General features: G+C 52.0%; 15 protein-coding genes. 6 read left to right on the top strand and 9 right to left on the bottom strand.

The features are described from left to right. Positions 1 to 344 precede the first annotated feature (344 nt). Positions 345 to 1,814, bottom strand: a complete 1,470-nt coding sequence (locus AC07ZE_RS29095; RefSeq protein WP_057978755.1) for a 3'-5' exonuclease — start codon at positions 1,812 to 1,814, stop codon at positions 345 to 347. 1,166 nt (positions 1,815 to 2,980) lie between these two features. On the opposite strand from AC07ZE_RS29095, the gene AC07ZE_RS29090 reads away from it, so the two are divergent. Continuing rightward, a complete protein-coding gene (locus tag AC07ZE_RS29090) occupies positions 2,981 to 3,529 on the top strand; it encodes an SEL1-like repeat protein (RefSeq protein ID WP_125919924.1) in 549 nt (182 codons plus the stop codon). 1,099 nt (positions 3,530 to 4,628) lie between these two features. Continuing rightward, a complete protein-coding gene (locus AC07ZE_RS29085) occupies positions 4,629 to 9,635 on the top strand; it encodes a hypothetical protein (protein ID WP_137807677.1) in 5,007 nt (1,668 codons plus the stop codon). Here the strand turns inward: AC07ZE_RS29085 and AC07ZE_RS29080 are convergent. The 6 genes from AC07ZE_RS29080 to AC07ZE_RS29055 all read right to left on the bottom strand — a co-directional run bounded on the left by AC07ZE_RS29080 (position 9,621) and on the right by AC07ZE_RS29055 (position 14,339). After that, positions 9,621 to 10,316 carry a GNAT family N-acetyltransferase gene (locus AC07ZE_RS29080; RefSeq protein ID WP_057978582.1) on the bottom strand — a complete coding sequence of 232 codons (696 nt, stop codon included), beginning with the start codon at positions 10,314 to 10,316 and terminating at the stop codon, positions 9,621 to 9,623. The genes AC07ZE_RS29085 and AC07ZE_RS29080 overlap by 15 nt on opposite strands. 98 nt (positions 10,317 to 10,414) lie before the next feature. After that, entirely contained in the window at positions 10,415 to 10,738 is a 324-nt protein-coding gene (locus AC07ZE_RS29075) for a hypothetical protein (RefSeq protein WP_057978584.1), read from the bottom strand. Between the two features lie 150 nt (positions 10,739 to 10,888). Then, positions 10,889 to 11,080 (bottom strand): carbon storage regulator CsrA, encoded by a 192-nt coding sequence (gene csrA, locus AC07ZE_RS29070; RefSeq protein WP_010466533.1) that lies wholly within the window; start codon positions 11,078 to 11,080, stop codon positions 10,889 to 10,891. Between the two features lie 284 nt (positions 11,081 to 11,364). Beyond that, entirely contained in the window at positions 11,365 to 11,829 is a 465-nt protein-coding gene (locus tag AC07ZE_RS29065; RefSeq protein ID WP_010466537.1) for a hypothetical protein, read from the bottom strand. 95 nt (positions 11,830 to 11,924) lie between these two features. Then, positions 11,925 to 14,039, bottom strand: coding sequence for a type I DNA topoisomerase (topA, locus tag AC07ZE_RS29060; protein WP_057978585.1), 2,115 nt, complete (start codon positions 14,037 to 14,039; stop codon positions 11,925 to 11,927). A 78-nt stretch (positions 14,040 to 14,117) separates the two neighbouring features. Continuing rightward, positions 14,118 to 14,339, bottom strand: coding sequence for a hypothetical protein (locus AC07ZE_RS29055; RefSeq protein WP_125919913.1), 222 nt, complete (start codon positions 14,337 to 14,339; stop codon positions 14,118 to 14,120). Positions 14,340 to 14,480: 141 nt separating this feature from the next. Here AC07ZE_RS29055 and AC07ZE_RS29050 point away from each other — a divergent pair, with 141 nt between their 5' ends. The 3 genes from AC07ZE_RS29050 (at position 14,481) to dnaB (AC07ZE_RS29040) (ending at position 18,095) form a co-directional block, all read left to right on the top strand. After that, entirely contained in the window at positions 14,481 to 14,969 is a 489-nt protein-coding gene (locus tag AC07ZE_RS29050) for a hypothetical protein (RefSeq protein ID WP_137807676.1), read from the top strand. A 140-nt stretch (positions 14,970 to 15,109) separates the two neighbouring features. After that, entirely contained in the window at positions 15,110 to 16,633 is a 1,524-nt protein-coding gene (gene dnaB / locus AC07ZE_RS29045) for a replicative DNA helicase (RefSeq protein ID WP_010466541.1), read from the top strand. Positions 16,634 to 16,697: 64 nt separating this feature from the next. Continuing rightward, on the top strand, positions 16,698 to 18,095 hold the full coding sequence (gene dnaB, locus AC07ZE_RS29040; RefSeq protein ID WP_010466543.1) for a replicative DNA helicase: 1,398 nt from the start codon (positions 16,698 to 16,700) through the stop codon (positions 18,093 to 18,095). A 71-nt stretch (positions 18,096 to 18,166) separates the two neighbouring features. On the opposite strand, the gene AC07ZE_RS29035 is transcribed toward dnaB (AC07ZE_RS29040), so the two are convergent. Next, positions 18,167 to 19,300, bottom strand: coding sequence for a ParB/RepB/Spo0J family partition protein (locus tag AC07ZE_RS29035; RefSeq protein ID WP_057978587.1), 1,134 nt, complete (start codon positions 19,298 to 19,300; stop codon positions 18,167 to 18,169). Between the two features lie 284 nt (positions 19,301 to 19,584). Between AC07ZE_RS29035 and AC07ZE_RS29030 the strand changes: the two genes are divergently transcribed. Next, the gene (locus AC07ZE_RS29030) at positions 19,585 to 19,944 is read left to right on the top strand and encodes a hypothetical protein (protein WP_171017136.1); all 360 of its coding nucleotides are present in this window, start codon (positions 19,585 to 19,587) and stop codon (positions 19,942 to 19,944) included. Between the two features lie 153 nt (positions 19,945 to 20,097). Here AC07ZE_RS29030 and istB read toward each other — a convergent pair. Further along, on the bottom strand, positions 20,098 to 20,901 hold an 804-nt coding region (istB, locus tag AC07ZE_RS29025; protein WP_086944292.1), incomplete at its 5' end, for an IS21-like element helper ATPase IstB.

The raw sequence follows: 20,901 nt of genomic DNA, 5'->3' as shown, positions 1-20,901 counted from the left end.
CAATCGCCGGTCAGGATCCTCCCACAGAACCTGATGATGAGTATCGACCCGCGAGAGGATCTGAGTGTCATCCCGCCACTCGATGGGGAGTTGACTGATGAGGCAAAAGCCGGCGTTATTGAGTTGATTGCTCAATCGACTAGCTGGGAGGATTTACAGGAGCTTCTCGCTATCCATGGTTATCGCTTGGTCGCGCACGGCCGTGGATTGTGCCTAGCGAAGCTTGATGCACAAATTGAGGTCCTCTGCACCGTTAAGAGTCTTGGTAGGGGATGTGACTTGCACAGTCTGCGATCTCGACTGGGATCTGTCCCCGCCAATCTAAAGTCCCACGATAGCTGATTTCAGTTCCCGGCCATTTGAATATTGATTTTCCGTCGCCTCTCATAATCCCGCATCATGCCTATGATGATGGAGTTGACGGCTAAACAGATCTTCGCCCGAGTAGCAGCAACATAAAGCAAGTTGATTTCATCGTCGCGTGAGCTTTCGGACATCTCCGGGTCAAGGGGGTCGGGGAAGTCCTCCTCCAGGCTGACATAGTCGAACTCCAAACCTTTGGACCTGTGGGCCGTAGAAAGTATTACATCAGCAGATCGTTCGTCTTTTACTGTGAGCTTCCGAATTTGCGCTAAAGCTTCGTCCAGGCGATCATAAGAAGTGACAATCTTTATTGCTCGCGCCATATCACGGTCCTTACTGGCCTCCGCAACTGACACGTAGTCGTCCCAGTTCTTAAACTCTTTCAATAATCTCTTGGACTTGATTTTGCTCGTATTACCTTCGCTTAACCAGTAAAGATCCTCGATGTCTGAGATTTTGTAAGAGTCTATTTTCCCAACCCAAAAAATCTTTTTGTTTTTTGATGTTAATTCAAGCGCTGACATTATGACGCCCATCACTGTTCGGTGCAGGAGAGCTGGACGCACAGCATCGCTATCTAGGACTGCTTTGACCTTGGTCGGATATCCTGCACCAACCACCTTATTGGTCTCGCCCTTGTAGCTCAGAAGGATGTTAGCGATCGTTGCAACGGCTGGGCCAAAGCGAAATGATTTCGTCAGATATAAATCGACTGCTGTGTCTAGGTCAGGATCCGAGAGGGCATTGTCGCTACCTCTGAACGAATACAGTTGTTGGTGCGTGTCACCAACAAGAATTACCTGGCATGACTGAGATTTTGCCAACCCAAGAGTAATACCATTGAGATCTTGGGCTTCGTCAGCAAGAACACCATCGTACTTGAGGCTCAAGTCAGGTTTGCTGAGGAAATAGAGCTTTAAATATCCGTCGTGGAGCATCGGTATTTCTAAATCATCAGGATCTAACATTCGATTCCATAGCTCTTGCGAGCATTGAAATACAGCGTCGACAAAAGATGGACTCATTTGAGAGACGGGGCGGCCGTTCAGTTGTGGCAAGTGGTCTTCGTGAATAACCTCGATAGTACTGTTGAGGAAGTTGGTGACTGTTCCAATTGCAGCGCGGACTAGGTTCCAGTCATCAAGATTCAGGACACGTTTTACGTCGGATGGCCTTAAATTCTCACCAAGTTTGTGTTTGTATTTCGCCGCCACCGCCTTGTATGCCACTTGGTGCGTTGAAAAACAGTCTACATTCCTCGGGAATTTCCCCGTTGCCTCATCAGCAATGCTTCGATTGTAAGATAGGTACAGAAAACGACGCCTTGAGTGCCTTTTGGTGTACTCAACCAAAGAGGTGGTTTTCGAAGCGCCGGCGAACGCACGGACGCGCAAACGGATTTCCTTGCAGGCGAAAATTGCCTCTTGCTCGTCTGTCCAACTGAATGCCATGGCTACGTGATTCCCTCGGGTAATTGACCCCAATTTACCAAGCGGCAAAACGCTGCATGCGGTAGACCGACCCTCTTAGCGGGACTGAAAGAGCAATCGCCCTCCAAAACTCAGCCTAGGATCTTGAAAAATTGACATCATGGGTGACTTGGATTGGCTGAACAGCAAAGTTTGATCTGGCTTGGGGTGCAGTTCCTACTGCTTCACCTAATTCCTGCAGGGGTGATTTGCCTTCAGCGAGTTTCCACCAAGGTGCTGGTAAAGAGGTCATTTCATCTGCATGCACTGACAGGGGTGATCGGTACCCCTTTGCATGAGCTATCCCATTTCATTGCCTGTGTTGTCTTCGGGATGAGAGTACTGAAGGTGAAACTGTATTCGCCTAACCCTCATACGGGGCTCCTGGGGTACGTCCAGTTCGCCTACAATCCAAACTCATTGGTTCACATGTTTGGGTTGCTCGTACAGGGCATTGCTCCCGTAGTGATGGGGTATTCAATAATTTCCTTTCTGTTACCTACGACATCCTCTGAAATTGATGTGCCTTTTACGAACGCATCGACCCCATATGAATTGGGTATCAATGCGGCCTGGAGTGCCACACTAGGCGCGCTCGTAAGTGGGGAGTGGGTTGGATGCGGAACGGGGCTCTTGGCGCTTGCAATCGGCTTGCACGCGGTACCGTCGGTTTCCGACCTTAAATTGGCTTTTAGGGGTGGAGTCTGCGTCCTGTCGGTGCTCACAACATTTGGGCTGATTTCACAGATTGAGGTACCAGCGTCGGTGCCTGCGGCGCCGATATTCAGTGTGGTCCAAGCAAAAATATTTGCCTGGGTGTGCACAGGGCTTGATATGGCAACTGAAGCTGTGACGATGATTTGTTGCATTGCATCGCTAAGTACTCTGCTGCTGCAGATTCTGCCCAGTGCCTTGGTCGGAATGCCGGGCCTTATAAGAAGATTGAGCGAACCGGCCGGCGCCAATAACCGTGGTTCAGTATCCATCTCAACCACATTCGAACCAGGGAAGTCTCCTCAGCCACCTGTGACAATTGATTGCGAAACGGGCCGGGTTGATCGAGGTTAGTTTGTCCAATTTTTGGGGGCGGATCCGCCACAGAATCTTTTCCTCATCCCTTAGATTTATGCAGTCTGAGAAAAGTTGGGATGCCGATGAGGTCTGTAATTATCTTGCTGGCGCTGTTCGCCAATTTTGCCGCTGCTGAATCAACCTCATCTTCTGCGATGGAGTTGGAGGCGCACATCGCTTCTTCACTTTCACAAGGAGATGAAGACGGTGCAGGGGTGTCATTGGCAGAGCTTAAAGCGCTAGCTTGCTCGGGTGATCCGATAGCGGCTAGCAGGGTGGGACGGATGTATCTCTTTGGCAACGGAATGCTGGCAAGGGATTTGGATCGTGCTCGTTCCTTTCTATCCGCGGCTGCAATGCGTGGCGTCCCCAAATCAGCTGCCGACCTTGTGGTCACCATCATTTCCAGCTCAAGGGCACTTGATGATTTAAGAGAAGCTGCCAAATGGATCAAAGTTGCTCAGTTTATCGACGGTCCTGAGGCTACTGAAACAACGACAGAGCTTCTTCGGCTCGCTGCCGGAAGCATGGACCTAACAGTGGGCTACCAGGCCGGTGCTCGTTGGATTCAAAACTACCGGAACAAAGGAGGCGTAAATGAAGATAGCCCTTGTACGTCTAGCTAACCATCTACTCCCCGGCGGGCTGCTGCTTGTCGGATCTGGTGTCACCTTTAGCTTGCTGCGGAGCTTAAGCACTGGCACCAACCTACTGGAGATGGTCGTAGGGTTCTCATTCCTCGCTGGACTTCTGGCCCTAGTGTTTGGGTTCGCGATCTGGGCTGCTTCATACTCTGATACGGCTCTTAAGAGGGACATGTTCAGGCGTCGACTTGCTGAGTTGTGGGGAAGGCAAGTCATCCCTTTCGACAACAGGTCGAACTCAATTTTTCGTGCACTCAGACATCGGCAATTCCCTGACCAGATGAACGGAACGTGCTGGTCATTTTGTATTGATACGACCGCATTTCCTGGATACGAATCTCAGGGTTATATCCTGGTGAACGGTACCGTTTTACATATGGCGATGGTTTGCGGAGTCCGAGGCAGATGGCACGTTGACTGCTACGTTCAGGCAGCGTGTGAAAGGGAAGGGGCCGTGTTCACTGTCCAATCCGTCTGCGGACCACTCAAAAGTTGGGTTGCTCAAGGTTCTCAAATCGGTATCGATTTGGAAGAGGGGAACGAAGGCCTGGCAGTTGATTCCATTGGACTCGTCCGCATTTTCCAGACTGGGGTACCGAAAGTGCTGGCCCGCTTCGCACCAAGCACCTAATAAAACTGGGCGGTTCCTAGGAGGGCTAACGAGACGGGGGAAGGGGCTGTTAAACGTCGCGGGTATACACTTTCACCCGAGGCGAGATAATCTCCATTTTTACCCTGTCGCGTGCCATATGGAGCTGTCACCAGGCGCTAGGCGACTGAACCGCGACAGGCGAACATACCAATGTCTGAAAGCCCCCCCTCCGGCCCTTCGTCAAAACAGTCAAAGCAACCCGCCAAGACAGCTAGTTCACCAAAAGGTGGAAACTCACGTAAGCCACGTCGGGCTGCAGATAAGGATACGGTCGTAAGCCCAGCTGCAGCGGGACCCTCAGGAGCTGTCCTCGAGGCCCATGTAGGTGCGCAGTATCTTCTCCCGCTGCTTTCAGGCGGTGAGGCCCGCGGGTTACCAGGCGTCGTAGTTACCCGTGTTGCCTTCCAGCGTGCCGCTCTAGGCCATCCGATGGATGACGTCATCATCACGGGGCTCGACCGCCAAGGCAACGTAGCGACCCTCGAGCTGCAGGCTAAACGCACGCTCGTTTTCACTGCAGGCGACAAGACCTTTGCAGACGTTGTGGCTCTGGCCTGTCGGTCTGCGATCAAGCCCTCGTTCAAATCCACGCGCTATGAGCTTGCCGTGGCGGTTGCGCGTACCTCAACCAAAATTGAGCAACATATCCAAGAGGTCCTTAAGTGGGCTCGAAACTATCAGAACTCAAACGATTTCTTCATCCGACTAAATCAGTCTGGTGCAGCACATCAGGCGATGAGGGATTTCGTGAGTGCGTTTCGTGGCCACATGCAGACTGCTGGCGCATCGCACGAAGATGAGGATGTTTTGTTTCTTCTTTCACGCTTTCAGGTGTTGGCCTTTGACCTAGAGCAGGCCGGTTCAATCTGTGAGTTACTAGCTCGTGATCGATGTGCGTTGCAACTTTCACCTCAAGATATTCATCGAGCTGGCGACCTTTGGGACTCCCTGAAGCAAATTGCATTGGAGGTTGACGCCGCTGGCGGGGATTTGGACTCACAGTCCCTTCGAACGCGCCTTGGAAGCGCCCTAGGGTACCGTCTTGCTGGATCACGTCAGTTGTATGTCGCCCGTGAGCGTCTATCCGAGATCGTTGAGAATGCATTAGATACCATTAGAACTGATGTTCATGGTGTGGCGATTGACCGTACTGGATCGGTCATGGAAGCGCTGTCAGCGCTTGAACGCGGTAGGTACCTAGAAATACGGGGCGCCGGTGGTGTTGGCAAATCAGGCGTACTCAAAGATCTCGCAATGCGTATCGGCGTTGAGTCCCGTGTTGTTGTTGTCGCACCGAACCGTGTACCTGGCGGTGGTTGGCCAGCCATGGCAACTACACTTGGGTGTGAGGTATCTGCACGTGAATTCCTGATCGATTTGGCTGGGGACGGCGGCGGGATGCTGTTTATCGACGGTATCGATCGTTTTGAGGATTCAGGACAAAAAGCGACTGTCGTGGATTTGATACGTGCAGCAGCACAGGTTTCGGGCGTTAAAGTTGTGGTCACCGCGCGGTCAGATTTTGATTCAGATGCGCGCGAGTGGCTGCCAGCGAAGGCGGTTGAAGAGCTTGGTGAAACTGGTCCATTGACCGTAAACGAGCTGAGCAACGATGAGGTCGAAATCCTAAGGATGGCTGATCCTGCGCTTGCCTCACTGCTTCGCCATGGCCACCCAGCTGAGAAATTAGTACGAAATCCCTATCGTTTGGATCGGCTGGCGCGAGCGGGTACAGCGGAATCCACAACGGCTTTCAGCGAAGCGAGGATGGCGTGGCAATGGTGGATCACCGGAGACTCTGCGGACTCCGCAAATCGCACAGATCGGTGTCGTCTGTTGTATTCCATGGCAGAGCATTCATTGGCAACTTCCGGCCCGATGGATTCCAGAGCCTCATCCTCTAAAGCAATAGAAACCCTTGTCGGGAGTGGCTCCCTTCGCATTGTCAGCGCGGTTCGCGTAGAGCCAACGCACGACGTTCTTCGTGATTGGGCTCTCGGATGCCTGTTACATGATGAGCCAGATCGACTCTCTGACCTGTCTCTGAATCTCCCCGTTCCTGTGCGCCTTGTTCGGGGGGTGGAGTTCGCTGCACGGCTACATGCTGAACTCGAATCCGACGATACCGCCTGGCGTGTTTTGCTTGAGCGAGTTAGCGCACCAGGCTGTCATGGTTCGTGGAAGCGTGCGGTCTTGTTATCGCTTGTTCGTTCAGAAATGTCTGATGAGATTTTGAACCGATGTGCACGTACGCTGGCTGCAGGAAATGCTGGAGCGCTTTCAGATTTGGTACGGGCGACTATCACGATCGACTCCCAATCTGCAGCGCCTCTTTTTGCTAAGGCCGGTGCTGACGTCAGCAAATTAACAGATGATTTTGTTCTTCCACGGGGGCCGGCCTGGCTGAATCTTATCGTTTGGTCGCTCGCACTTGTGGATCGATTGCCTACAGCTGCCGTTCCCCAATTTATTGACCTCTATAGTCGTTGGTGTAGTGCGTTTGCAGGATATGACGACTTGTCGCCGTTGCTCGTACACCGGCTTTACGAGTGGTTGGTCTTGGTCGAAGCAAAGCATCATTCGAGGGGGAGCCATTCAAGTGATGCCTCTCCGAAAGGAACCATCTCACTATCAATGACAACTGCTCAGGAGAACGATCTTCGGAGTAGCTTTCTCATGTGGTGCAAGCTTTGTCCTCAAGATGCGGAATCCTACTTTCGTGAGTTGAGCGATCACCCATATCGGCACGTTGTTTTCCGCCGCTTGATCCCGTTCATTGGAACTGCCGCCATAGCTGCACCTGAGGCTTTGGCTGATTTGTTCCTGAAGTTATTGACCGAAAAGGACAAGGACGATGATGACCTTCATCCGTTAAGCGAGAGAGCTTTTTCTGGATGGGATAACGAGTATTTTCCAGCGTCTCCTGCACGGGCACCGTTTTTAAGCTTGCTGCTAGCAAATAGGGAACACGGCTTAAGACTGATTCGCGGTGTGGTTTCTCACGCGATCTATCGGAAAACATACGGTCGTGATCCAGGAGAAAACCATATTGAGGTCCCCCTGCTTAAGGGGGTGCGACTATTTCCTTGGTGTCAGTCATATCTGTGGTCGCGTTCTGATGGATCCTACGTTGCCGCATCCGCCCTTATGGCGTTGGAAGCGTGGTCACACATTCGGGTTGAACGTGATGAATCGATGGACCTGGTAATCGAAGATATCTTGGGGCCTGATGGTTCACCTGCCGCGGTCACACTGGTGGCGGTCGATGTCATGCTTTCACATTGGCCAAAAAGCAGAGCAAGTCTATGGCCATTTGCTGCATCAGCTTCATTACTGGCAATGGATCGTGAGCGCTTTGCACATGACATTCTAGCCGGGGATAAGCCGGTAGATTCTTGGGTTCATCCGGAGCCTGTGGGCGAAGCTAGACTTGAAGATTTAGTCCGCCGACCTTCTCGCCGTACGACAGTCGACTCAGTGCTTGAAGACTATGGCGTTCACGGGCCAGCTGAGATTCGCGAAGCTATGCATCATTCTTTGCAAGCAGAGGTAGCTCGATTTGGACTCCCGAACTCTGACAACGCCAACGTGACGGACGCTCGATTTGCTGCGATGTGTGCACTAAATCGACTTGATATGGCGAATTACCAGGCGGGCAAGGCGGATGGATCTGGCCAAACGCTGTACGAATACATTCCGCCAGAACTCGAGGCCAGGCTTACCGCGGAGATCCAAACAAAGGCACAAATCAGTTATGACGAAGCGACGATTCGTTTCGAAATGATGAGGGCCATGCTCGGAACCCATAGCTCGCAAGTGCTTCTCGAGCGATGTGTTAGATGGGCGAGATATGAGTTTCAGCCGGCGAACGAAAGTTTAGACAGCGATGACCAAGAGTGGGATGAGAGAACTCGAGTCATCGTTGCGGCCTTGGTCATGAGGGATGGTGATCAAAAATTGAGGGACGCTCACCGAGATTGGGCGGTGAGAATTTTGATAGACGTTGCAAAGGTTGAGCCCGCAGAAACTGCGCACGTGCCTCAGTTGCAATTCAACACTTCTGCCATCGCGGCTGTTGGTTTACTCGGGGTTTGCCGTGAAAACCTAGGCAGTGAATGTTTGCAGTGGCTGCTTCAGTTGGCAGCTAAACGACAGACGGGAATGGCTTCAGTGATGCTTGCCGAGTCGGTAGCGGCACGGAGCGTGGATCCCCAACTCACGCGGTCGTTCATTCGATTAGGCCTTGCGTCTTCTGTATATGCCGTGCGTCACCATGACGACGATTTCGACCGCATCGAGGACTATCGTGAGCGCGAGCGGGAAAGGACAGCTGCTCGTAAAAGGGCTGAACGTGAAAGGTTGAAAAGTGCTGTATCGGCCGAGCATCGATGGCTAAGGGGAGAAGGCACTGAGCCAAGCTGGTCTGTTTTGCCTGATCCTAATCCTCCCAAGGAGAAGCACTCAATCTGCGTGGAGAAGGTGCCTCGTAAACGCGTTCGTTCAATTCAACCATCTCCTGAATTCGCGTTGGAGGCCGCGGAGGCGGCTCAATGGATCAATTTAGCAAATGAACTTTGGCATGAAGATTGTCCAGACATGCTCGCAGAGTTGGTACGCCATTGTTGGCCATGGACCGCTAGCGCTAACGGCGTGGGCATCGACGCGGACGAAGAACCGGGTGAGCTCGTGTATGAGTGGAATGATGCCTTTTTCTCAGCTGCGCTTGCCGTTGGGGTTTCAGATGGGGGCGCTGGAATGGAAGAGTTCGTTTATGGATACCTTGCATCTCTTCCCGAGGAGCGCTTCTTTGATGCAGCTGAAGCACAACTACATACTTTGGATCGCTTATGGCTGGATAAGGGCTTAGTAGGGAACCATACCGCAGTCTCAATTCGTGAATCTCTTTGTCGACGATTGATTGATACCGTGTCTTGGCATCACGTTGCTTCATCTCGATCAATGGGTATAGCCATGCACATTGCCGGGGTGGTTGCCTCGATGTTTATGGGGCAACAGAGACTTGGTAAAGGGCCAATTTGTTATGTTCCGGCTGCGAAGGTGGAGCAAGCGAATTTGCTTCTACCTTTGCTCACTCATCTAGTTGAGCAAGCGCCTGGTTCTACGTACGTCACTCAGGCTTTTTTAGGATTTTTAGAAGTGTCGCCTCAGGTGAGTCAAATGGCCTACCTGACAACTGCAGTTCGAGCATGGTGGCGTGAGCAGGGTGTAAATTCCGAGTTTTGGATCGGGCATGCGATTGGGCGCCGGATATGTCACTGGATTGATAAGGCCTTCCTTTTGCCTCCAGCTTCGCCTGATGCGCTAGAGAGTGCGGATCTGACAGCCGTTGTAGATATTCTCGTGCAGTGTGGTACGCCCTTAGCCAGGGCGCTTGAGGAGCGTCTAGCAGCTGCTCGAACCTTAGGCGGTCGGTGAGTTCAGCAGACGGTCTTTTACGAAAGTCTCAGCTTTTCTGAAAAGTGAATCAACGCGTTCACTTGCCTCATTGTTAGCCTTAGCAATCGCCGCATGGCCATGTTTAGCTAGTGCATCTTCGTGCGCTTGGATAACTACAGGATGTCCCTGGAGTCGGGAAAGGTCTATGACCGTCATTGTCTGGTCGCCTGGGTTCGGGTCGGTGGTCATCTGTACCTGGGTGCTACGCCCGACCTCGACTCTGAATCCAAGTCTTTCATACAGGGGCACACTTTCCACGAAGCAAGACAGAGAAGCTAACGGATATCGAGAAAGCATTTTTCGCATGAGAGCCGTGAAAATGCCACGGCCGCGGGATGCTTCACGGACAGCCCCGTAATTAACCCCACAGGAATCCACTGAGTCTGTGATTGGCATGTACAGAAGGAAACCAATAGCAGTATCTGGATGTTCATCATAGAAGGCGACAAGCAGCTCTCCGTTTCCACCGCCTGGATGGCCAATCGCACTAAGATACGCGTGAAATTCAAATCCCAGATAGATCTGGGAGATCACATAGAGCGGATGGTCAGGTGGGCAGGCATCTGTTCCCAATTCTGTTGTATACAGAACCGCCATGCGGATGATTTGCTGCGCCAAGGGCTCGGGTACTACGTCTTTGTAGAGTTCAATTTTGATCATTGGTTATGTGTGCCATAGGCAAATAAACTTCATAGACGGTGGTGAGGCCGAACGCGCCTAGGACGTCCCTCGGACGACGCAAGCGAATGGATAGTTGACTAGATGGGTTTTGTCGACACCACTTCAAAGTACTTATATTTCTTCTTTTTGGCCTCGTTCTTTGCCTCTTGCTCAGCAACGAAGGTACTGATGGTGTTCGCGTCATGGACGAACACGTCAATCTGGCCTTCATACTCTCTCGATACGTGCAGTGTGACCCTTAATTTGGGGGAGAGCGGCTTTGCGGTAGGTTTGGCTTTCTGAGCTGGCTTTGCCGGAGGAATGACAACCGGCGCCGGTTTTTCGCTCTGTGACGGTTGACTGTTCTGGCTACTGCCAAAGAGCGCTTGGCGCATCTCCTCTTCAGTCAGGTCTTTACTCATAGTAGATTTCTCGCAACAGAAAAAAGGGCGTGACGCTTGCGTGTCTCAGCGATTTTACCGCCCTTACACGGATATTGCTGCGACGAGTATTTTTGCGGTCAGCAAAAATAGAAAAGCCGGCGCATGGCCGGCTTGAGTGTTCAGTACATGTTACGCAGAAATTTTGTCCTGGTAACCCGTCCCGGACTGAATTCGTTGATAGATCTCCTCACGGTGGACTGGGGTGTCACGTTTTGCGTTGATGCCGATTCGTACCTGGTTACCGCTAACAGCCAATACGGTGACCTTGATGTCATCGCCGATGCAGATGGTTTCGCCAACGCGGCGGGAGAGTATGAGCATTGTTTCCGATCCTTTCGGTATGAGCGACGCCCCTTGTGAATTGAGGGCGTCTGTTGAGTGTTGAACTACTAATAACCTACGTTCTTACGTATGCAACTAGCTCTTCGACGTCGGCGGGAGTAGTTCAAAAGCTGACAGTAAGTCGCCGAACTCACGTCGACCCTCGCCAAGCATCTGGTAGTCATCGGGTGTGGGCTGATGCCCGTACAGAATCTTCGTCTGGGTTCGCTCAAGTGCAGCGGTTAAATCAACAAGTCTCTGCAGCTGTTCTCGTACTTCACCAGTTAGGCCGTGGCTACGAAGCATGTCTGGCTCCTTGAGCGATGTTGTTTAGCCATGAAGACCAGCATCCTGGCTTCCATCTCGACACAAGACTTGTCCTCACACGCTGGCGCAATGATGTTGAAGCTACCAAGCTCATGGAGTTGGAATTCCTTTTCTTGCTTGGCCAGCTGGAAAAGGCACTCGAGGGCCTCTTTCTCCCTTGAGTCTCTGCAACCGACGATGCCGCCGACCAGAAACTCATTTATGAGGTCACAGGCCTTTTCGGCTGAAAGGCCTACAGCATCCATTTCGATGGAGCTGAGGCCGACTGCCTCCTCGTGCTCTTCATGAAGTTCAATTTGGCCAGGAACCCGCCTGATTACGATATTGAGCGTGTTATGTCCCGTGGCGATACCAATCTCAATTGGAAGTCTGTGATTGGCAGATGAATAGCTGGCAACCGCAATCGCGGCGTCGATGCACATAACTTTTTTCCGATGATCCATTCGTGGTGCGGATTATCAAATCTTCGGCTGCCGCTGTTTCATGTATTCGCCCCTTGAAATGGGGCGAATCACGATTATTTCCCAGAACCGACAGCGGGCTTGCCGCCGTCATCGTTCGTGGAGAATTTGCACTTCGGATACCCGAGACAGCTCCAGAATGGTCCGTTGTTACTGTTTCTTAAGGCTAAATGGTTCTTTTTGCACTTTGGGCATTTCTCATCCGACTTGACCAGCTCAGCTTTGCTGGATGCTTCCGAGCCTGTGCTTTTGAGTCTAATAGAGGCCAAGTCTGGTGCAGGTGCTTTTCCTCGAGACTTTGTTTCACCACATGTAGCTGTACAGGTGGGATAGTTTGAGCAACCCCAAAACCCATTTGTGGAGGAGCCGCGCCGTCTCATTTCGCCTACTTTGCAGATAGGGCAGGTCTGTTGAGGACCGAACATCAAAAGCCGCTTTTCTTGGGCGAGGGCTGTAATCGTGGGATCGGCCTTGATTCGGGCGACCTCCTTAAGGAGCAAATCGTGCTGATAGGCAACTACCCCGATGTAGGAGGCTTGGCCTTGCGCAATTTGGTCGAGGGCACCCTCCATCATGCGAGTGAAATCAAGGGACACAAAGCTGAAGCGCCCTCGTGTAAGGCCGATGATTCCCATGCCAAGCTCGGTGGCGAATAGCTTTCTACCTTCCTTGCTTATGTAGGACCGTTTAAACAACGTGGCCATGGTGGAGGCATAAGTCGACGGTCTGCCTATCCCGTGTGATTCCAGTGCTTTTACCAGTGAGGCGTCAGTAAACCTCGGCGGCGGCTTGGTAGCAGACTGCGTAACACTGAGCTCCTTGCATTGAAGTCGCGCGTTTTCAGCGATCTCTGGGAGAGCATTCGCCTCTTCATTATCATCCTCACCAACCTCGACGGCGGCATCTTCGGGGGTTAGTGCTAACCAACCAGGCGACGTAAGTGTTCTGCCGGTGGCTAAAAATTGGAGGTGTTGGTCTGCGACTTTCACTGCGGAGAGTAAAAGAATCTTTTTGGCGTTGTATCTGGCTGGGAGCATTTGGCTGGCCATCGTTCTCTGCCAAATAAGCTTGTATAGCTTTCCCTCTGGGCTGTCGGCTGGAAATTCACCTGCTTCCAGATTTGCCACATCTGAAGGTCGAATTGCTTCGTGAGCCTCTTGAGCATCAGCTTTTGATGACCATTTATTCGGCTTGTCTGGTACTGGATATTTGTTTGAGGTCAGCCACTCCCTGATTACCGTCGTGGCCTCCTCGGAAAGGTTGACGCTGTCAGTCCTGTGGTAGGTGATCAGACCGGCTTCAAAAAGCGACTGTGCACGCTTCATGGTGTCGTCGACTTCCATTCCTAAGGAGTTACTTGCCGCTTGTTGAAGGGTCGAGGTTGTATATGGAGGAGGGGCATTTCGAAGTGCCTCTTTCGACTCAACCTTATAAACCATGAAGACGGGTAGCTTTTTGATTGCATCCTCGAGTCCGCGTACAACATCAAGCTGAGTGAAAACCTCAGTAACCGCTACTTGCGATGCCTGTTGAAACGGCTTATGTAACCATTGGGCTTTCCAGCCTTCCTCTTTCCCTGGCCAAGGGAATCCTACAGACAACTTGTAATAGTCAACTGACTTGAATGCCCGGATAGCCTCCTCCCGCTCAACCACTAAAAGGAGGGCAGAGCTTTGCACTCGGCCAGCGGAAAGGTGGGTAGGAGCTGAAGTCAGTTCTGTAAGAAGGGGAGAGACCGTGTAACCGACAATTCGATCGCTAACGCGTCTTGCCTCTTGGGCTGCGACCTTTGCCATGTCAATTTGGCCTGCGTTTTCGATCGCGGCCAGTAGTGCTTTTTTTGTGATCTCGTTAAAAACCATTCTTTTGTGATGCTTTGGCTTGAGCACCTCAAGAAGGTGCCAGGCGATCGCTTCACCTTCGCGATCAAGGTCGGTAGCGAGATAAACGGATCGGGCCTCCTGCGCTAGTTTTTTTAACCAGCCAACGGTTTTCTTCTTTTCGTCGTACACCTCATATTGGGGGCGAAAGTGAGGTGCTTCGACACCCATCTCCCGTGTCGGAAGATCACGAATATGTCCAGCTGAAGCCGCTACCTTGAAGTTCTCACCGAGGTATTTTCCAATTGTTTTCGCCTTTTTTGGCGACTCTACAACGACCAGATCAAACACTATGGCGGGTCTCCTATTGATTGAGACCACAATGCCAAGACGTTAGGTGAACGGGGCGGCTATTCGATCCCAACCCCGTTACCGATGTAGACGTTCAACCTCTGCTGCTGAACCCGCATTCAGTACTGCACGGAGATGGAAACGATCATGTTCCTGGTTGCCTTTGTGTGCTGCCTCAGCACTATCTCTGTTTCCGTCATCCTGAATATTTAACGCCACCATCAGCTCACAGTGTCCAAGCTTGGAAAGCTCTGTTGCCGAAACGGAATGCGGATGGAGCCGTCCTTTTCGTTCTGCCATCACTCACCTCATTCATTGAATCGTTTTCAAAACTACCTTCGCACAGGTCTGCAAAAATGCAATTTTCCATGTTCGTAGCTTTGGGCTTGCAAATCACCAAAGGCTGATAGTTTGGATATAAGAAGTGGGTAAGGTGACAGGATGAGCAACGGGATAGGTACTTGGAGAGAGGCGTTACCAGAGCAACTGCGTGGTGCGCAGGTAGTGCTGTCTGAACGCAATTTATCGACTGAAATCCCCGTCCCTTTGCATGGCCGTGGGGATCAAGTGTTCCTTGCCCGTGGTTGGCTGATTGCCGTCGATACAAAGCGGCGAAAAATTGCACGGGTGTACATGAAGGACGTGATTCAGTTGAGTGTCTATGCATTCATTCTGGCACGTCAGTCCACTGCACTGTTTGGTGTGAACTACCCTGTTTCCGCTACTGGATTTGTTCGCTGTGTGACTCCCCGAGGTACTGAGTACAAGCCAGTACAGCTACTGAACAGCAGTCAAATCATCAGCCTTTGGAATCGTTATTGGTTTCTGCGTTCAGAAGGGCTGAGGGCGCGTCCAACGCACCCAAATGCCGCGTCATGCATCGGCTGCGCTAAACGACTTAACTGCCCAGTGGGTAGGAAGATCCGGTAGCTCTATGGCTTCTAGGGTGCGAGTTTGCCCCCGACTGTTGGTCTGGGTTCTGGCGGGTTGTTGATCTTCTGCCGTGCTAATCTTCCGGGCCGTGCCCTGATCAACCATCCAACAAGACTCAACTTACCAAGGCCAACCGCTTGAACGACCTCCTATTCACCCCATCCGAAGCTGTCGGGTTATCCAATCAGGAGCCACCGCATTCTGTTGAGGCAGAACAGGCAGTTTTGGGCGGGCTGCTGCGTGACAATCAATCTTGGGTGAGGGTTTCAGGTTATCTGGCCGGAGATGATTTCTTTCGTGGTGATCATAGGCTGATATTCAAGGCTCTCGAGTTCCTGGCTGAGTCAGGTGCAGCGATGGACGTGGTAACACTACACGACGTTCTTGAAACGAACGGTCACCTGGAGGACGCCGGCGGTCCCAGCTACCTGAGCGATTTGTATGAAAATACTACGTCTGTTGCCAATATCGTCTCTTACGCGCGTGTAATCAGCGAACGCGCAAAACTTCGAAGCATCATTAAGGCATGTGATGACATCGAAGAGAGCGCACTCAGACCACAAGGTAAGTCTTCTGACGATCTAGTACATCAGGCGGAGCAAGCGATTTTGGCTGTGTCAGGTACGCGGCCGAAGGAGGGGGGACCGGTTCGACTGGAGCAGCTCCTCAGTAAAGCTGTAAATACAATTAACACGTTGAATCAATCTGGTGGGGAGGCTGTTGGTCTTTCCACCGGATTTGAGGATCTGGATAAGCGCCTCAATTATCTTCGGCCTGCTGATCTTGTAATCGTTGCCGGAAGACCGTCGATGGGCAAAACATCCTTTGCGATGAACATCGTGGAAAGCGCAATACAACGATCAGCGAAGGTTGTCGTGGTGTATTCGCTTGAGATGCCAGGAGACACGCTGGTTAGCCGCATGATCTCCTCCATCGGCGGCATAGAGCAGTCACGAGTCAGGTCTGGCCAGTTGCTAGATGAGGATTGGCCCAAGCTGGTCAGTGCGGCGGAAATTATTAATCAGCATGACCGTATATTTATCGACGATACGGCCAACCTTAGCCCCTCTGAGATGAGATCAAGAACGAGGCGAATCCGCCGCGTGCACGGTGAAATCGGGCTGATAATGGTTGATTACTTGCAACTCATGCGGGTGCCAGGAGCAGGTGGGTTCAATAGAACTAACGAAATCTCCGAGATCTCGCGTTCGCTGAAGGCGTTGGCTAAAGAATTCGACTGCCCAGTTGTGGCGCTATCCCAACTCAACCGTTCGTTGGAGCAGCGCCCCAACAAGCGGCCGATTAATTCTGACTTGCGTGAGTCTGGCGCGATTGAGCAGGACGCCGATGTAATCCTGTTCGTTTACAGGGATGAAGTCTACAACCCTGACTCCAGATTCAAAGGGACAGCGGAGATCATTATTGGGAAGCAGCGTGAAGGCCCCATTGGCTTCGTCAGATTGGGCTTTGATGGTCGATATACCCGATTTGAGCACCTCAAGCCTGGCTCGCACGATTTTACTGATGCAGAGATGGGCGTGCCGCAGGTTATTAGAAACCCAAGGCTTGGACGTGTAAACGCACATGTCGTTGCGACTGCTGTGAAGACAGAGAAAGAACGTCGGAGTAAGACATCAAGAGCTAGACGGCGTACTCCATAGCTCAGAACGTGAATCTCACTTACCGTCAACGAAAGCCTCCAACTCGTTAAAGTAGAAGACGCTCATGAATGAAATTACTGACTCTTCCCAGTTCGACCTTCAGACCTCATCGTTAAAGGTTCCGCCTCACTCTATTGAGGCAGAACAGTCTGTACTCGGTGGTCTGATGCTGGACAACAACGCATGGGAGCGCGTACTCGATCAAGTCTCCGATGGTGATTTCTATCGTCATGATCACCGCCTAATCTTCCGAGCGATCGCCAAGCTTGCCGATCAGAACTTGCCGATCGACGTCGTAACCCTGTCTGAACAATTGGACAAGGAAGGTCAAATTTCGCAAGTAGGAGGCTTGGCATACCTTGCTGAACTCGCTAAGAACACCCCGTCCGTTGCCAACATCAAGGCCTATGCGCAGATTGTTCGCCAGCGTGCGACTTTGCGCCAGCTGATCGGTATCAGCACCGAAATTGCAGACAGCGCTTTCAACCCCGAAGGTCGTACCGCCGAAGAAATCCTTGATGAGGCGGAACGACAGATTTTCCAGATTGCAGAGGCTCGTCCAAAAACCGGTGGTCCGGTAAATGTTAATGAGCTACTGACCAAAGCCATTGATCGTATCGACACCCTATTCAACACCGAGAGTGCTATCACAGGACTGTCGACGGGCTACACCGATCTCGACGAAAAGACCAGCGGCCTTCAGCCGTCTGACCTGATCATTGTTGCTGGTCGTCCGTCCATGGGTAAAACCACCTTTGCGATGAACCTGGTGGAAAACGCAGTGCTGCGTAGTGAGAAAGCTGTGCTGGTTTACTCGCTGGAGATGCCAGGCGAGTCACTGATCATGCGTATGCTGTCATCCCTCGGTCGCATCGACCAGACCAAGGTCCGCTCTGGCCAACTGGAGGACGACGACTGGCCGCGGCTTACGTCGGCGGTCAATCTCCTAAACAATCGCAAGCTGTTCATTGACGATACCGCGGGCATCAGCCCGTCGGAAATGCGCGCCCGCACCCGGCGTCTGGTCCGTGAACACGGAGAAGTCGGCCTGATCATGATCGACTACCTGCAGTTGATGCAGATTCCAGGTTCTAGCGGCGACAGTCGGACCAACGAAATTTCCGAGATCTCCCGATCCCTTAAAGCCCTGGCCAAGGAATTCAATTGCCCGGTAGTGGCGTTGTCCCAGCTCAACCGTTCATTGGAGCAACGACCGAACAAGCGGCCGGTGAACTCCGACTTACGAGAGTCTGGAGCAATCGAGCAGGACGCTGACGTGATCATGTTCGTGTACCGCGACGAGGTGTATCACCCGGAAACAGAGCACAAAGGGATTGCCGAAATCATCATAGGCAAACAGCGGAACGGTCCGATCGGCTTTATCCGCCTAGCCTTCATCGGTAAATACACCCGGTTCGAGAACCTGGCTCCAGGCAGTTATAACTTCGACGACGATGAGTGATACAAGGTGGCTGTCCCATGCTACCAATGAAAAACGCCCTCAAAAGGGCGTTTTTTTTTTGAATTAGCGAATCAACTCGCAAGGCTCAAGTTTTCTTGTTTCTCCTGATCGCCTGCAGAGCTTTTAGGCTCCTCTTTTCGATGCCGCGCAGCTTCATCTGAAACTAGGAGGAACTGTTCGTACAGTTCGACTGGAATGGCCACTGCAACGGTGCCGCCCTTTGGGTCAATCACAGCCGTCTTGCGCATGATTTGCGAAATCCCCGTCATAGAGGATGTCATGTTGGTAACCAGTTTTTTGCCTATTCGCCTGGTAGGTACGGCGATGTTTTTACTCGTCAGTTTGATCTGTTTTCTCGGTATCGCTGGCGCCACCTGAGCTGCATTCTGCCCATCTTGCAGTGACTCAGATTCCTCCTTGCCGGCCTTGGTTGGAGCTGCATGCCGAAAATCGCCAGCATCGGTATTGGAACTTTGATCAATGGCCAGCTGTAGTGGGACCGCACCCTCAATCTCTTCCTGGCGCTTACGATAGGAGCTCATGATGATCTCAACGCTCTCATCACCGTATTTGCGGTAGAGGTCCAACGCGAGGTGTGGCTTTATTACGTCTTGTTCGAGAAGGGTTTGAATCTGCGCCGGCAGTGAAAGAAGGCGAAGGGTCTCCCGCACATGGGTAGAGGTCCTACCTATGTGCTCGGCTATCTGATGGTCATCCCAGTTCCAACTGCGCAACCGCTGGTAGATTCTGGCCCGTTGCATAATTGTCAGTTTGAGTTGCTCATTCGAGGTCAGAATTCGAACGCTAGCGAGTTGGTTGTTTCCTTTGAGCTCGATCACGGGTATGCGTTTGATCATAGCCCCCCGGCTGATTGCCAAGCGGGCTCCTCGCAGGCGGCAATGCCCATCTCGAACGAAGCATCGGCCATCAACGACCTGTACTTCGATTGGTTTCATCTGGGCGCTTTGGGCCCATGCTTTGGCAAGCATCTCAATATGCGCGATGGTGTGCGGAAGGTTGTAGTCGCGCTCATTGAAGCCTTCCTCCTCCTCGATCAGAAGAGGCGACAGCCACGTCATCTGCGTTTCGCCGACAAGTGATTGATCCCTTTCCGCTACTGCTTCCGCGAAGCTTTGTAGATCATTCGACTTCTGAGTTCCATGGTCTGTCGTAATGCTATCGGTGAGTTTTTCGTGATCAGTCATAAGTCAGCTTCTTTGAAAGTTGTGATTGCTCGGTGAGTGCAGGAACCGTGGAGCCGGCTTGGACCAGATCAGTATCGTCATCGTCCGATAACGCTCATTTTCTGAATGTCTGGCTAGGGGCGTGAAACCAGTGCTTCGATAACCAACGGAGCTTTTGTCGCAACCTTATCGAGAAATCTCATAGTACAGATCGTGTATCGAACCCGTGATTGGTACCAAATAGGCCGCTGTTTGGGGTTGATTGTGTTTACCGTCTATGCATTCCAAATGGCCGAGGAGTAGCTATGAACGGTGTGCAGACAAGACGACGATTTATGACCATCTTTGTTCGGAAAAATGAACCTGCTCGCAGTATCAAGAGCATCGTGAAGTCCATCGATGGTCTTGCTGCGATCCTGAGCGATATCTCAAGACTGCTTGAGTCAAAGATTCAACCCGCAAATGGTGAGCTACTCGAGCACGACGAAAAACGGAGTGGGAGAGGTAGCGTAGGGGCCGATGTGGTTTCTGATCATGAAGATGCATTTAGCCTCCACCGTGGTCACGCCGTTCTTTTCGCAATCTGTATTGGCTTTGTCATTGGGCCAATCCTGGGGTATTTGTCATACGGCTCCAGCGCGTGTGAGGCTGTTGGCGCTGATTGAAAACTGACCCACCCTGCCGATTGAAAATTGACCCAGGGCGGATTGCTGATTTTTGTCCCAGCAATTGTGGATAAGCTTAGCAGTAGTGTCTTGATTGAAGACGCATCGGGCCCCACCGCATGCAGGCATGCGGAAGGGTGTTTACGGTGCAGATCAAAACGGCTCATCGTCCTCGATACCATCTTCGTCCTTGCGCTTTCGTTCACGCGATTTGATCTTTGTCTGGGCGGCCAAGGTGCTGTGTTGCAGGCGGTAGGACTCGTTGCCCGTTTCGACGATGTGGCAGTGGTGTGTCAGCCGATCCAGCAACGCTGTGGTCATCTTGGCGTCGCCAAACACACTCGACCACTCCGAGAAGCTGAGGTTGGTGGTGATGACCACGCTGGTGTGCTCGTACAGTTTTGAAAGCAGGTGAAATAACAGCGCGCCACCACTCTGACTGAAGGGCAAATACCCAAGTTCATCGAGTATCACCAGGTCTGTCCGAAGCAGTCCCTGGGCGATTCGGCCTGCCTTGCCATCGTACTTTTCACGCTCCAGCAGGTTGACCAGATCGACCGTGGAGAAGAACCGTACTCGTTTGTTATGAGTGGTGATTCCGGACACGGCCAAGGCACTGGCCAGGTGTGTTTTTCCGGTTCCAGGCCCACCGATCAACACGACATTTTGCGCAGTCTCCGTAAACTCAAGGCTGGATAATTCCTTGACCAGACGGGCATCAGCGCTGGAAGCGCTGAAGTCAAAGCCAGCTAAATCACGGTGCATGGGGAGCTTTGCCATGTTCATCTGATGATTCACAGAGCGCACGGCGCGATCTGCCTGCTCCTGTTGGAGCAGATGCTCAAGCAGCCATTTCGAGGATGCCGTCGAAGCTTCTCCCTGGGCCGCCAGTTCTTCCCAAGCCTGCGCCATGCCATGCAGACGCAGTTCTTTAAGTTCTGCCATCAAGTCACGCAT

Source organism: Pseudomonas sp. GW101-3H06, from assembly GCF_059424605.1.
The sequence above is the reverse complement of the archived record's forward strand: the minus strand, read 5'-3'. Positions and strand labels throughout refer to the sequence as shown.

Bases quoted from the DNA above. Each gene is read 5' to 3' on its own strand.
- csrA (WP_010466533.1), bottom strand. From the start codon at position 11,080: ATGCTCATACTCTCCCGCCGCGTTGGCGAAACCATCTGCATCGGCGAT.
- AC07ZE_RS29080 (WP_057978582.1), bottom strand. From the start codon at position 10,316: ATGATCAAAATTGAACTCTACAAAGACGTAGTACCCGAGCCCTTGGCG.
- AC07ZE_RS29075 (WP_057978584.1), bottom strand. From the start codon at position 10,738: ATGAGTAAAGACCTGACTGAAGAGGAGATGCGCCAAGCGCTCTTTGGC.
- AC07ZE_RS29035 (WP_057978587.1), bottom strand. From the start codon at position 19,300: ATGACTGATCACGAAAAACTCACCGATAGCATTACGACAGACCATGGA.
- AC07ZE_RS29090 (WP_125919924.1), top strand. From the start codon at position 2,981: ATGCCGATGAGGTCTGTAATTATCTTGCTGGCGCTGTTCGCCAATTTT.
- AC07ZE_RS29050 (WP_137807676.1), top strand. From the start codon at position 14,481: ATGAGCAACGGGATAGGTACTTGGAGAGAGGCGTTACCAGAGCAACTG.
- AC07ZE_RS29030 (WP_171017136.1), top strand. From the start codon at position 19,585: ATGAACGGTGTGCAGACAAGACGACGATTTATGACCATCTTTGTTCGG.
- dnaB (WP_010466543.1), top strand. From the start codon at position 16,698: ATGAATGAAATTACTGACTCTTCCCAGTTCGACCTTCAGACCTCATCG.
- AC07ZE_RS29055 (WP_125919913.1), bottom strand. From the start codon at position 14,339: ATGGCAGAACGAAAAGGACGGCTCCATCCGCATTCCGTTTCGGCAACA.
- AC07ZE_RS29065 (WP_010466537.1), bottom strand. From the start codon at position 11,829: ATGTGCATCGACGCCGCGATTGCGGTTGCCAGCTATTCATCTGCCAAT.
- AC07ZE_RS29085 (WP_137807677.1), top strand. From the start codon at position 4,629: ATGGATGACGTCATCATCACGGGGCTCGACCGCCAAGGCAACGTAGCG.
- AC07ZE_RS29095 (WP_057978755.1), bottom strand. From the start codon at position 1,814: ATGGCATTCAGTTGGACAGACGAGCAAGAGGCAATTTTCGCCTGCAAG.